The sequence below is a fragment of the Rhodococcus sp. USK13 genome (assembly GCF_018343855.1).
Classification (GTDB): domain Bacteria; phylum Actinomycetota; class Actinomycetes; order Mycobacteriales; family Mycobacteriaceae; genus Rhodococcus_F; species Rhodococcus_F oxybenzonivorans.
The window spans coordinates 6251754-6264037 of the sequence record NZ_CP069242.1 but is presented as its reverse complement, the minus strand read 5'-3'; the positions used below and the strand labels follow the sequence as shown (position 1 = coordinate 6264037).

Here is a 12284-nt window from a genome sequence, read left to right as displayed (position 1 = left end):
GAAGTCGACTTCGGTTGACCACGGGCAATTGAGTGGCAGAGTGGAGGCGATTCGCGCCGGACGGCAGGAAAGGCCAGGATTACTGACGTGACGTATACCATCGCCGAGCCCTGTGTCGACGTTCTGGACAAGGCATGCATCGAAGAGTGCCCGGTCGACTGCATCTACGAGGGTGGTCGGATGCTCTACATCCACCCCGACGAATGCGTCGACTGCGGCGCCTGTGAGCCCGTGTGCCCCGTCGAAGCCATCTTCTACGAGGACGATGTCCCCGATCAGTGGGTGGAATACACGAAGGCGAACGCCGACTTCTTCGACGACCTGGGGTCGCCGGGAGGTGCGGCAAAACTGGGCAAGGTCGACTACGACCCGCCGTTCGTCAAGGCCCTGCCGCCCATGGCCGAAGGCGACTGACCTACTCCTCGAACAGCCGGCCCGCATCCATCCGCCACCGGCGGGTGCTGCGGGTCGTCTCCAGCATCCGACGGTCGTGGGTGACGAGCAGCAGGGTGCCGTCGAAATTCTCCATCGCCTGCTCGAGTTGCTCGATCGCCGGAAGGTCGAGGTGGTTGGTCGGCTCGTCGAGCACCAGAAGATTGACTCCGCGGGCCTGCAACAACGCGAGCGCCGCCCGGGTGCGCTCGCCGGGGGACAGCGACGACGCGGAACGCAATACGTGGTGCCCCTTCAATCCGAATTTCGCGAGCAGTGTTCGCACGTCGGCGTCCGCCCAGTCCGGGACCTGGGCGGCGAAGGCGTCGGACACCTTCTCCGCGCCTTCGAACAGGCCGCGCGCCTGGTCGATCTCGCCGATCGCCACACCCGAGCCCAGCGACGCGCTACCCGCATCCGGAACGAGCTTGCCCAGCAGTACCTTCAGCAGCGTCGTCTTGCCCGAACCGTTGGCGCCGGTGATGAGGATGCGATCACCCCAGTCGACCTGGGTGGTCACGGGCCCGAATTCGAAGTCGCCGACGCCCTGGGTGATCGTTGCACCGTTCGCCGTCGCGACCACGGACCCGCTGCGCGGGGCAGCAGCGATCTCCATGCGCAGTTCCCACTCCTTGCGGGGTTCCTCGACCACGTCGAGTCGCTCGATTCGGCGCTGGGTCTGACGGGCCTTCGCGGCCTGCTTCTCGGTCGACTCGGTACGCAGGCCCTTTCCGATCTTGTCGTTGTCCTTCGCTTTCCGCCGCGCGTTGCGGACGCCGTGCTCCATCCAATTGCGCTGCATCTGCGCGCGGTCTTCCAGCTCCGAACGGGTGCCGGCGTACTCTTCGTAGGCCTCGCGGGCATGCTTTCTGGCGATCTCGCGCTCCGCGAGATACGACTCGTAGCCGCCGTCGTACACGGCGATCTGCTGCTGAACCAGGTCGAGTTCGACGATGCCGGTCACCGTGCGTGCAAGGAACTCACGATCGTGGCTGACCACCACCATCGCTGCCCTGCTGTCCGCGACGAAACGCTCGAGCTGTTCGAGCCCGAGAAGATCGAGGTCGTTGGTCGGCTCGTCCAGCAGAAGGACGTCGTAGCGGGACAGCAGCAGCGACGCCAGCCCTGCCCGCGCGGCCTGCCCGCCCGACAGGGCCGTCATCGGGGCGGTCAGCGGCACCCCTAGCCCCAGCTCGGCGACCACCTTCTCGGCACGTTCGGCGAGATCGGCGCCGCCCAGCGCCAGCCACCGTTCGAGAGCGGGGGAGTAGAGATCCTCCTCCGACTCGCCCAGGGTTTCGGCTGCGACGTTCATCGCGTCCTCGGCCACGGTGACACCGGTGCGCCGTCCCAGGAAATCGAGAACCGTCTCACCCGGCACACGCTCCGGTTCCTGAGCGAGGTAGCCGACCGCGGCGTCGGGTGGGCTGAGGATGATGCTGCCCTCGACGTCGGCCGATCCGACCCCGGCCAGAGCGGTGAGGAGGGTGGATTTGCCTGCGCCGTTGGCGCCGACCAAGCCGGTGACGTCGCCGGGGGCGACAGTCAGGTCGAGGCCGGAGAACAGTGTCCGCTCACCCCGCGAAGCCGACAATCCGCTGATGCGCAGTGTTGCAGTCACCTGGGCATTATCCCCCGTGCGCACTTGTGCACCGCGGGCGGTGGACAAGTGCGCACAGGGGTCAGCGCTTGACGAGGCGGAACCAGCGGGGGTCGGCCTTCTTCAGCGGCCCGGGCATGCCCGTGGTGTCGGCGTCCACGTCGGAAGTCAGCTTCCACGCCTCGAAGGTGCGCTCGACGTTGGAACGGGAGGCTCCGCGGGGGAGGGGCCCCCGGTGACCCGGGCCGAACGCGAACATCAGGAGAGTGGCTCCCGGTTCGGTGACGGTGGTGACGTTTTCTGCGTACGCGATGCGGTCGGCGTCGCTCATGCCGTGGTAGCACCCGACGTCGAGGACAAGGTGGTAGCCGCGGCCGACGGTGTGCTCGAGATCGGTGGCGTCCGCACGGAGAAACCGCGCGTCGACGCCCGCCTTTCGCGCTTTGGAGCGTGCCTTGTCCAGCGCCAGCTGGACGGTGTCGATTCCGGTCACGTCCCAGCCTCGCCTGGCCATTTCGATGGCATGGTCGCCCGTCCCGCAGCCGACGTCGAGGACTTTGCCCGGTGGGGTGTCGCACGGGTCGAGCAGTCCTTCGATCTGATCGCCGAAGATTCGGCCCGCTTTTACCCAGGGTGTGATCTTGAACCGATAGGCCAGTTCGTACCCGAGGCCCATGCTCGCCCCTTCCGATGGGTGCGTCCCCACCTGAACACACCACTGGCGACCGATTACCCGCTCGCCACCGGACGACACGCAACGTCCACATCCTGAGACAGCGGAACATCCTCGCCGGGTGTCCGGTTGGATTCACCTATGGGTTTCAACACTGCACAGAGTCCTGTACCTGTACCTACGGTCACGCTGAGCGACGGGAACAGCATTCCTGCGCTGGGCTTCGGTGTCTGGCAGGTACCCGACGACGAGAGCTACGGCGCGGTCACCGAGGCGCTGAAGGCGGGATACCGCAGCATCGACACGGCGCGCATCTACGAGAACGAGGCCGGGGTGGGCCGTGCGCTGGCCGACTCGGGCATTGCTCGGGACGAACTGTTCGTGACCACCAAGCTGTGGAACGACGATCAGGGCTACGACTCCACGCTCCGCGCTTTCGACGCGAGCCTGGGCCGGCTGGGCCTCGACTTTGTGGACCTCTACCTCATCCACTGGCCGGTGCCGTCGGCCGATCGATACGTCGAGACCTTCAAGGCTTTCCAGAAGATCAAGGCCGAAGGGCGCGCCCGTTCGATCGGCGTCTCCAACTTCACCCCGGCCACCCTCGAGCGCCTGATCGCCGAAACCGGTGAGGTGCCGGTTCTCAACCAGGTGGAACTTCACCCTCGATTCAACCAAGCCGAGTTGCGGGCTTTCCACACCGGAAAGGGAATCGCGACCGAAGCGTGGAGCCCCCTCGGGCAGGGAACCATCCTCGAGGACGAGTCGATCACCACCATCGCGGCGGCACACGGTAAGTCGACAGCGCAGGTGATTCTCCGCTGGCATATTCAGATCGGGAACGTGGTGATCCCGAAGTCGGTGACCCCCGAGCGCATCGCCGCCAACATCGACGTTTTCGACTTCGAATTGACCCCCGACGAGATCAACACCATCGGCTCTCTCAGCCGCCCGGACGGCCGTCTCGGCGGCGACCCGGACACGTTCGCCGGCTAGACCAGCCGAAAATCCTCGAAGTCGAAACCCGGGGCGACGACGCAACTGACGAGAGTCGGTTCGTCGCCCGCCGGAGTGGCGCGCTGCCAGTGTCGGGGCGGGACCAGTAGCTGTGGCTGCTGGCCCGCCGCGACGTCGGGTCCGAGAATGTGCGCTGCCGGGGCATCGGGTTCGCCGCCGTCACCACCCAGATCGAGGAGCAGTGGGCTGCCCCGGTGGTAGAACCAGATTTCGGCACTGCGCACCGTGTGCCACGCCGACTGCTGACCAGGCAGCAGGAGGAACAGGATCGCGGTGCCTGCCGACCGCGGTCCCGGATAGTCGGCGGGCAGACTTTCGGCGGGGACGGTGATGTCGCTGCGCCACGTCTCGCGATACCACCCACCCTCCGGATGAGGAGTGAGATCGAGCGCGCGCGCCCAGTCCGGAAGATCTGTCATGAACCCATTGTGTTCTGCCGATGGCGCTCGGGATCATACGGCTCGAAAAACGACTCGCCGACCACGAACATGCCGCGCTGTGGCAACCAGAAGTCTCCCAGTCTCGCTTGATGATCGAGCGGTCCAGGCGGCCCGATGTCGACGCCGTCGACCATGGCACGGCTGTCGTCGACGGTCCACAGCATCCGTGGATTGGCGCGGAACCATTGGCCGTTCGACACCGTCCCGGTGAGGCCGACCTTTCCGGCGCGCAGCACTGGTCCCGCCGCCTTCGACATCGCGGACAGCACCTTCTCGCTCCGCCACCAGGCCGCAGGCATGAGACGGCCGATCCCGGTCATCGCCGCGGTGGCAACCGAGCGTCCGAGTTCGAGTTCCCACACGATCTTGTGCCGAATCTCCACGGTGAAAGCGCGCGGACCGGTCCACTGGACTGAAATGTCCTCCACCCGTGCGTCTTCGAGTTCCGAACCGAAGTAGCGCGCGCAACTCGAGCTGGGTGGGACGCTGCTGTAGATCACCCAGTTCCCGGCCGGGTCGCGATGCCACACCGAGTCGTACCCTTCCCCGACCGAGCTCGCCGGGAAGTGCCGGAACGCGAGGTAGTGCCCGCTGGCGAACGGCAGGCCCATCACCCCGTACCCCGCGAAACGCTCCTCGTTCAGACCGGCGGGAAGCGGCGTGTCGCGTTGGGCGATCGATCGTGGGCTGTCCGTCATCACGGCCTCCTCGGCTGTGCCCTGTCCGTTCATCATACTTTCGCTGTCGGGTACCCGAGGGTGGGTGAACGCCATCCCTCGGGTGCGTTGAATGGATGGACGGTAACCCCCAGAGTCGTAGGTGTTCGGAAGCCGGGAGCTCCAATTCCGGTACTCGACAACGACATCAGGCTACGCATCACTCGGTTGTGGGGCAGCTTGTAGCTCACGCCTGTAGCGATCCGGCCGCTTTCCTGCGCCGTACCAGTCTGCGCCGGAACCGCGTCCAGTTGGTCCTCTCCCAGATGCTCGGCGGCGTCCGTTCCGGGTCCATCAGTTCACTCTCGGCCAGCGGGCTGTCCTCACCCTCGACGGTGTCCGGCTCGAACGGCATCAGCGTCCGGCCGTCGCCGCGCAGCGCCTCGACGGTGGCCAACAACGAACCCTTCTCGGTGAGAAGGTCGTCGAAGGTGTCCGACGCGACGTCGAGGTGCTCGCACAACAGCTGACGCCGTATTCCGACGATGGTGTCGCGGAGTCGGTCGCCGTTCGCGGTGTCTGCCGTCACCTCGACCGCCAGGTCGCACTCCGAGTCGAAACCCATCGACCGGTTGTTGAGGTTCGACGAGCCGACCCGCAGAAGGCGGTCGTCCATCACCAGAATTTTGGCGTGCACGTAAATGGGGTTTCCGCCCGCGGTGACGGGGTAGTACACCCCGAGCTTGCCGCCGGCGTCGGCGTCCCACAACAGGTGCAGCAGTCGTCGGCGGGCCCCGTCCATGGCCAGCCGCTCGAGCCACCCGTCGGCGTTGCGGGGCAGCACCAGGATGATCTCCGGGCCGTCCGGTTCACGCAGTCGCGTGGCGATCGCCTCCGCGATGGTGCGCGACGCCAGGTACTGACTTTCGATGTACAGCGACCGTGCCGCGCCCGCGATCGCCGCCAGATAGAGAGCCTCGATCTCGCGAACCTCCCCCCGATCGGCGAGTTCGGGCAGAGTACGGGCGATGCCGACGTCGACGGAATGCATCGTCGGCTCCAGCCCGTCCGGCCAGGGTGTCGTGTGCGCGGTGTCGTCGAGCGCCGGAAGTTCCTTGCCGGTGGCGGTCTTCCATCGGGCGCGGGCCTGTTCGCTGACAGCTTTGGCGGCGTCACCGTCCACCGCGGTGGTCGCGTCGTGCCACGGCCCGTAGCGGTTGCCGTTCGGCTGGGTGCGGTAGTGGTTGTCGTCCCGGTGATCGGAGGTGTCCCAGCGGTCCACGGTCATGTCGATACCGCCGCAGAACGCGAGCGTGTCGTCGATCACGACAATCTTCTGGTGATGAGCGGACCCGACCGGGTGAGCTCCGTCGATCTCGAAATGCAACCGGCGATCCGTCACCCAGTTCACCATGAACACCGGGGTCATACCGCGCCCGATCGCCGCGAAGGCCCCGATGTTCCACTTCAGCAGATAGATCTCCAGATCGGGACGCTTCCGGGTCAGCCAGACGAGGAATCGTCCCAGCCGATTCGGGCCCTCGAGCGTCTTCTCGTCCGGCTCGAACTTGATCCGCGTGTCGAAGTCCCAGCCGATCAGGATGATGCGGTGCCGGGCCTGGAGCATTGCAGATTTGGCGTGGCGGAAGTAGTCGGCGGCGTCGACGATGCACGCCAGCCGATCGGCGTGCGTGACCTGCCAGCACGTGTCGCCCGGTGCGAGTATCGGGCTCTCGTCGCTCATGTTTCCGCTCTCCCCGTCCGGTGGGACCGCCCTACCCCCGAAGGCGGACGATTCACACTACTGCCATCCCTGCGCGGACTACCGTGGAGAGGTGCGGCATCGGTGGCGCATCGTGGCGTTACTCGCACTGGTCAGCGTGCTCTGGGCACCCACTGTCGGTGCGGTACCGGTGCGCTCCGACGAGCGTCCCGGAACGGTCATCGCATCCTCCGAACTCCCGGCGGAGCTCCGACTCCCGGGTGCAGGCGCTGCGTACCGGATGACCTATCGCACCACCGACCGGCACGGCGTCACGCCCTGTACCGGAATGCTGTTCGTGCCGGGAGGCCCACCGCCCGACGGGGGCTGGCCGGTGATCGCCTGGGCGCACGGCACGGTGGGGAACTCCGATTACGACGCTCCGTCGGTGACCGGCGTCGACACGGAGTCGCGAGACTATGTCAGCAGCTGGCTGCAGAGGGGCTACGCCGTCGCGGCGACGGACTACGTGGGGCTGGGCACTCCGGGGGTACCGCCCTACCTCGACGGCAAGGTTGCCGGACGCAGTGTCGTCGATTCGGTCCGGGCTTCGAGGGAGGTCGACGATACCCTGTCCTCGTCCTGGGTCACGGTCGGACTGTCACAGGGTGGGCAGGCCTCCGTGTTCGCCGCCCACGCTGCCACCACCTACGCGCCGGAGCTCGACTACCGCGGCGCCGTCGCGGGCGGTGTGCCCTCGAACATCGAGCTGGTGGCGCCGTGGAGTGGTCCCTGGTTTCCCCCGCAGGGGCTCGCAGGCCTGACGGTGTACATGTCCTATCTGATCGCCGGGTTCCGCGACGCGTATCCGGAACTCGACCTCGACAGTTACCTCACCGAGGTGGGTAGGCGATTGGTCGATGCGGCGCCGGAGTTGCCGTTCCGCGAGTTTGTGAGGCTGACGCGCAACGTCTCGGTGGCGCAGATGCTGTCGCGCGGGCTGGACGCGCCCGACCTGCAGTCGGCGCTGCGCGAGTATCTGGAAGTACCCGTCGCCGGTTACGACCGCCCGCTACTGATCGTTCAAGGTGTCACGGACCCGTCGGTGCCGTTCCCCCTGACGGACAAACTGGCCGCAGACATGCGCCGAGCGGGAACCCCGCTCGACTACCGCATGTACTCGGGCGGCCACTTCGCCAGCATGTACCAGTCCGCGCCGGAGCAGGCCGTGTTCGTGGCGGCGCTGTTCAGGCAGGCGACTCGAGGTACCGGGTGAGTTCGCGTGCGGCGGCTTGCCCCGCACGGTTGGCGCCGATGGTCGACGACGACGGCCCGTAACCGACCAGATGGATCCGCGGATCGGCAGCTACCTGAGTGGCCAGCCGCCCGGTCATCTCGATGCCGCCGCCCGGGCCGCGAAGTCGCAGCGGCGCCAGATGGTCGAGCGAACTGCGAAAGCCCGTGCACCACAGAATCACATCGACGTTCTGCTCACGCCCGTCGGCCCAACGGACACCGGTCGCCGTGATCTCGCTGAACATGGGCAACCGGTCCAGCACCCCGCGCTCGCGGGCGGCGCGAATAGCGGGAGTGACAGGGAGGCCGGTCACCGACACCACCGAACCCGGCGGGAGACCGCGCCGGACTCGATCCTCGACGAGGGCGACCGCGGCCCGGCCGATCTCAGGGGTGAAGGGCTCGTCCCGGAACTCGGGCGGACGCCGGGTAACCCACGTGGTGGTGGTGACCCGGGAGATCTCGTCGAGCAGTTGCACCGCCGAGATACCGCCGCCGACCACCAGCACGTGGCGTCCCGCGAACTGATCCGCCGACGAATAATCCTTGGTGTGCAGCTGCTGTCCGGCGAACAACTCCGCGCCCGGATATCGGGGGATGAACGGGCGCTCCCAGGTGCCGGTGGCATTGATCAGTCCGCGAGCGGTGAAGGTGCCCGCGTCGGTCTCGATCCGCAGCCGCTGCTCGCGGGCACACACCACGCGCGTGTGCACGGGCCGGTGCACCGGCAGTTCGAACTGTTTCTCGTACGTCGCGAAATACTGGGGGACCGCGGTCGACGCCTGCACCTGGGCCGCCGCCACGTCATCGCCGTCGACGCCGACCGCATCGGCGAAGGAGAGGCCGGGAAGATCGTGCACCCCGTTGACAGTGCTCAGGGTCAGTGACGGCCAGCGGAATTGCCAGGCGCCCCCGGGCCCGGCCGCATGGTCGAGAACCACGAACTCCGTCTCCGGCTCCACCCCCAACCTGCGCAGGAAGTAGGCGGCGGACAACCCCGCCTGACCGGCCCCGATCACCACCACGTTCACATTCCGACTCATGTTCGTCCTTACCTCCTCCTGGACAACTATCCGACCGGCTCCCGTGTTCCGGCCGTTCCGGCGTGTGGTTGGCTGGCAGCGGTCCAGTCGGGTGGGCACGTCAGCAACGCAACGGACAGCAAACACGGAGAAAGCGAGTGGACATGATCGGGACGAGTCGTGACGGCGACGTCATCACCCTCGAATTACAACGCCCCGACCGCCGGAACGCCCTGAACACCGAACTCTGCGAGCGCCTGCGCGAGGAGATGGAGACGTCCGTCACCGACGGCGGACGAGTGATCGTGCTCACCGGACAGGGCACCGCGTTCTGCGCGGGAGCCGATCTGTCGGGCGACGTGTACGCGGACGGGTTCACCGACACCCTGCTCGAGATGCTGCACACCATCGACTCGGTCCCCGTCCCGGTGATCGCCGCGATCAACGGTCCGGCCATCGGCGCAGGAAGCCAACTGGCCCTCGCTGCGGACCTGCGGGTGGTGGCCCCCGAAGCGCGTTTCGCCATTCCCGCTGCCAAGCTCGGTATCTCCGTCGACAGGTGGACCGTGCACCGGCTGGCGTCGCTGATCGGCGGCGGACCGGCCCGCACCATCCTTCTCGGAGCCGAGGAGGTCGGTGCCGACGAGGCCCTCGCCCACGGTCTCGCCAACAAGCGTGGCGACCTCGCAGTCGCACAGCGCTGGGCGCACTCCATCGCCCGGCTCGCCCCGCTGTCGTTGCAGCACCTCAAGATGGTTCTCAACGACGACGGCACCCAGAGCCCGCCGCCGCCCGAGCAGCTCGCCGCACTCCATGCCGCGTGGAAGAGCTACGACGCCCACGAAGCGCGGGTGGCACGCGCGGAGAAGCGGCCCCCGGTGTTCCGGGGCCGCTAGCCGGCCGCGTCACGTACGGCGCACTCGTGGTTACAGTTGTCGGGATGAACGCGAAACGCGCTGTGACGACAGTCCTGGCAACTGCCACACTCGGGTGGCTGATGAGGGCTGCGTGGGGTCTGCCCGCGCAAATCGGTGCGTCCCGCGCGCAGGTGCGTCCCTACGCCGCGGTGTCGCCGAGATACCGCAACCAGCAGTTCCACAACTCCGACCCCGGCAGCACGATGTTGCCGGGATCGGAAACCGGAATCCTGAAGGCGCTCGTCACCCGGGGCACCGCTGGACGACCGCGCAGGCCGATTCCGCTGGCCACACCCCTCGCACCGGTCGAGGCAGCCGACGTCGCGGTCACCTGGTACGGCCATTCGAGCGTGCTCGTCGAGGTCGACGGGTACCGGGTCCTGGCCGATCCGGTGTGGAGTCGCCGGGTGTCTCCGTCGACGTTCCTCGGTCCGTCCCGCATGCATCCCACACCGGTGCCACTCTCGGACCTGCCTGCCGTCGACGCCATCGTCATCTCCCACGATCACTACGACCACCTCGACATGGCGACGGTGCGGCAACTCGTCTCCAGCCAGAAGGCGCCGTTCGTCGTCCCGGTCGGGCTCGGCGCGCACCTGCGCCGGTGGCGGGTGCCGGAGGAGCGGATCGTGGAACTCGACTGGGACGAGTCGACCACCGTGGGTGCGCTCACGCTGACCTGCACGGAGGCGCGGCATTTCTCCGGTCGCGGGCTCGTCCGCAACACCACGCAGTGGGCGTCGTGGGTTCTCGCCGGCCCCGAACGCACCGTGTTCTTCGGTGGTGACAGCGGATACACCCCGAGGTTCGCGGACCTCGGCCGCCGCTACGGGCCGTTCGATCTCACCCTGCTGCCGGTCGGTGCCTACGACCCCCGGTGGGCCGACATTCACATGAACCCGGAAGAGGCGGTGCAGACACACACCGACCTCCAACAGGGAGACGCCACCCGCGGACTCCTGGTTCCCGTGCACTGGGCGACCTTCAATCTCGCCTTCCATGCGTGGTCCGAACCGATCGTCCGGCTCGTCGAGGCCGCGGAAGACACGGGCACGACGGTGGCCGTGCCGATGCCGGGCCAGCGCGTCGACGCGACGAAGCCGACGGCGCAGACGCCGTGGTGGACCGCCCTCGGCTGATCTGTGGAACGCGGTGCCGGGTGCTAACTTCCGGTCCATGAACACACGAACCCAGCGGCTGGACGAGCTTCCCTTCACCCGGAAGCACGGAAAGCTGCTGCTCGGCTCCGGCGTGGGGTGGGCGCTCGACGCGATGGACGTGGGGCTCATCTCGTTCGTGATGGCGGCGCTGGCCGTGCAGTGGAAACTGAGTTCGACGGAGCTGTCGTGGATCGGGTCGATCGGCTTCGTCGGCATGGCGGTGGGTGCCGCCCTCGGCGGGCTACTCGCCGACCGGATCGGACGACGCCAGGTATTCGCGGTCACGCTGCTCGTCTACGGCCTCGCGACCGGTGCTACCGCGCTCGTCGGTTCGGTCGCCCTGCTGCTCGTTCTGCGATTCGTCGTCGGCCTCGGCCTGGGCGCGGAACTTCCGGTGGCGTCGACGCTGGTCAGCGAGTACGCACCGCGCAAGGTACGGGGGCGCGTCGTGGTGGCGCTCGAGGCGTTCTGGGCACTCGGCTGGATTCTGGCCGCGCTGATCGGATACTTCGTCATCCCCCTCGGTGACAACGGATGGCGATGGGCCCTGGCCGTGGGACTCGTCCCCACCCTGTACGCGGTGGCGGTGCGGATCGGACTGCCCGAGTCGGTGCGGTTCCTCGAACGACAGGGCCGATACGAGGAAGCGGAAGCCGCGGTCCGCTCGTTCGAGGAATCGGCGGGCGTGACGGCCGCGGTCGATGGTGGCAACGCCGACAACGCCGCCGGTCCCGACAGCGCCACCCCGCAGCCACCGGCAGAGTCGATCTGGTCGCCGCGGCTGCGGTCCCGAACGGCCGCGCTGTGGACGGTGTGGTTCTGTATCAACCTCTCCTACTACGGCGCCTTCATCTGGCTGCCGAGCCTGCTCGTCAACCAGGGATTCGACCTAGTGAAGTCGTTTCAGTACACGTTGTTCATCACGCTCGCCCAACTGCCCGGCTATGCGGTCGCCGCCTGGCTGATCGAGGTGTGGGGCCGCCGCAGCACACTCGCGACGTTCCTCCTCGGCTCCGCGGTGGCGGCAGGGCTGTTCGGACTCGCGGATACGCCCGCCACCATCGTGGCCGCCGGAATGATGTTGTCGTTCTTCAACCTCGGCGCTTGGGGCGCCCTGTATGCGATCGGTCCGGAGCTGTATCCGACGTCGGTGCGGGCGGCAGGGACGGGTGCGGCGGCGGCCTTCGGCCGGATAGCGTCGATCCTTGCGCCGTTGATGGTTCCCTGGCTGCTCATCGGCGGGGGAAACGCACTGGTGTTCGCCGTGTTCGCGGCAGCATTCCTCGTGGCCGCCGGTGCGGCGTTCACGCTGCCGGAGCGTGCCGGGATGGTTCTCGAGGCGGGATGACCGCCTGTCGCCGCCCCGTTG

General features: G+C 67.4%; 12 protein-coding genes. 6 read left to right on the top strand and 6 right to left on the bottom strand.

What is annotated here, in order from left to right:
• Nucleotides 1-87: 87 nt before the first annotated feature.
• Complete coding sequence (gene fdxA, locus JQT59_RS31455) at nt 88-414, top strand: ferredoxin (RefSeq protein WP_005244047.1); 327 nt, start codon at nt 88-90, stop codon at nt 412-414.
• A gap of 1 nt (nt 415) precedes the next feature.
• Here the strand turns inward: fdxA and JQT59_RS31450 are convergent, their stop codons facing one another.
• Together JQT59_RS31450 and JQT59_RS31445 are read right to left on the bottom strand one after the other, a co-directional pair.
• On the bottom strand, nt 416-2053 hold the full coding sequence (locus tag JQT59_RS31450) for an ABC-F family ATP-binding cassette domain-containing protein (RefSeq protein WP_213573343.1): 1638 nt from the start codon (nt 2051-2053) through the stop codon (nt 416-418).
• A 61-nt stretch (nt 2054-2114) separates the two neighbouring features.
• Entirely contained in the window at nt 2115-2708 is a 594-nt protein-coding gene (locus JQT59_RS31445; protein WP_109327485.1) for a class I SAM-dependent methyltransferase, read from the bottom strand.
• 138 nt (nt 2709-2846) lie between these two features.
• On the opposite strand from JQT59_RS31445, the gene JQT59_RS31440 reads away from it, so the two are divergent.
• The gene (locus JQT59_RS31440; protein ID WP_213573342.1) at nt 2847-3701 is read left to right on the top strand and encodes an aldo/keto reductase; all 855 of its coding nucleotides are present in this window, start codon (nt 2847-2849) and stop codon (nt 3699-3701) included.
• Here the strand turns inward: JQT59_RS31440 and JQT59_RS31435 are convergent.
• The 3 genes from JQT59_RS31435 to JQT59_RS31425 all read right to left on the bottom strand — a co-directional run bounded on the left by JQT59_RS31435 (nt 3698) and on the right by JQT59_RS31425 (nt 6562).
• Nucleotides 3698-4141: a cupin domain-containing protein gene (locus JQT59_RS31435; protein ID WP_213573341.1), complete on the bottom strand. Its 444-nt coding sequence runs from the start codon at nt 4139-4141 to the stop codon at nt 3698-3700. The genes JQT59_RS31440 and JQT59_RS31435 overlap by 4 nt on opposite strands.
• Nucleotides 4138-4860 (bottom strand): hypothetical protein, encoded by a 723-nt coding sequence (locus JQT59_RS31430; RefSeq protein ID WP_213573340.1) that lies wholly within the window; start codon nt 4858-4860, stop codon nt 4138-4140. The genes JQT59_RS31435 and JQT59_RS31430 overlap by 4 nt, the downstream gene beginning before the upstream one ends.
• A gap of 205 nt (nt 4861-5065) precedes the next feature.
• On the bottom strand, nt 5066-6562 hold the full coding sequence (locus JQT59_RS31425) for a phospholipase D-like domain-containing protein (protein ID WP_213573339.1): 1497 nt from the start codon (nt 6560-6562) through the stop codon (nt 5066-5068).
• Nucleotides 6563-6653: 91 nt separating this feature from the next.
• Here JQT59_RS31425 and JQT59_RS31420 point away from each other — a divergent pair, with 91 nt between their 5' ends.
• Nucleotides 6654-7796 (top strand): lipase family protein, encoded by a 1143-nt coding sequence (locus JQT59_RS31420; protein WP_249353980.1) that lies wholly within the window; start codon nt 6654-6656, stop codon nt 7794-7796.
• On the opposite strand, the gene JQT59_RS31415 is transcribed toward JQT59_RS31420, so the two are convergent.
• Nucleotides 7768-8859, bottom strand: a complete 1092-nt coding sequence (locus tag JQT59_RS31415) for an NAD(P)-binding domain-containing protein (RefSeq protein WP_213573338.1) — start codon at nt 8857-8859, stop codon at nt 7768-7770. The genes JQT59_RS31420 and JQT59_RS31415 overlap by 29 nt on opposite strands.
• Nucleotides 8860-9002: 143 nt before the next feature.
• Between JQT59_RS31415 and JQT59_RS31410 the strand changes: the two genes are divergently transcribed.
• The 3 genes from JQT59_RS31410 to JQT59_RS31400 are packed head-to-tail and all read left to right on the top strand — an operon-like array spanning nt 9003 to nt 12263.
• Nucleotides 9003-9734, top strand: coding sequence for an enoyl-CoA hydratase (locus tag JQT59_RS31410; RefSeq protein WP_204164881.1), 732 nt, complete (start codon nt 9003-9005; stop codon nt 9732-9734).
• 44 nt (nt 9735-9778) lie between these two features.
• The gene (locus JQT59_RS31405) at nt 9779-10894 is read left to right on the top strand and encodes an MBL fold metallo-hydrolase (protein WP_213573337.1); all 1116 of its coding nucleotides are present in this window, start codon (nt 9779-9781) and stop codon (nt 10892-10894) included.
• Nucleotides 10895-10931: 37 nt separating this feature from the next.
• Nucleotides 10932-12263, top strand: a complete 1332-nt coding sequence (locus JQT59_RS31400) for an MFS transporter (protein ID WP_213573336.1) — start codon at nt 10932-10934, stop codon at nt 12261-12263.
• The last annotated feature ends 21 nt before the right edge of the window (nt 12264-12284 follow it).

Bases quoted from the DNA above. Each gene is read 5' to 3' on its own strand.
- JQT59_RS31435 (WP_213573341.1), bottom strand. From the start codon at position 4,141: ATGACAGATCTTCCGGACTGGGCGCGCGCGCTCGATCTCACTCCTCAT.
- JQT59_RS31405 (WP_213573337.1), top strand. From the start codon at position 9,779: ATGAACGCGAAACGCGCTGTGACGACAGTCCTGGCAACTGCCACACTC.
- JQT59_RS31415 (WP_213573338.1), bottom strand. From the start codon at position 8,859: ATGAGTCGGAATGTGAACGTGGTGGTGATCGGGGCCGGTCAGGCGGGG.
- JQT59_RS31425 (WP_213573339.1), bottom strand. From the start codon at position 6,562: ATGAGCGACGAGAGCCCGATACTCGCACCGGGCGACACGTGCTGGCAG.
- JQT59_RS31440 (WP_213573342.1), top strand. From the start codon at position 2,847: ATGGGTTTCAACACTGCACAGAGTCCTGTACCTGTACCTACGGTCACG.
- JQT59_RS31445 (WP_109327485.1), bottom strand. From the start codon at position 2,708: ATGGGCCTCGGGTACGAACTGGCCTATCGGTTCAAGATCACACCCTGG.
- JQT59_RS31400 (WP_213573336.1), top strand. From the start codon at position 10,932: ATGAACACACGAACCCAGCGGCTGGACGAGCTTCCCTTCACCCGGAAG.
- JQT59_RS31430 (WP_213573340.1), bottom strand. From the start codon at position 4,860: ATGACGGACAGCCCACGATCGATCGCCCAACGCGACACGCCGCTTCCC.
- JQT59_RS31410 (WP_204164881.1), top strand. From the start codon at position 9,003: ATGATCGGGACGAGTCGTGACGGCGACGTCATCACCCTCGAATTACAA.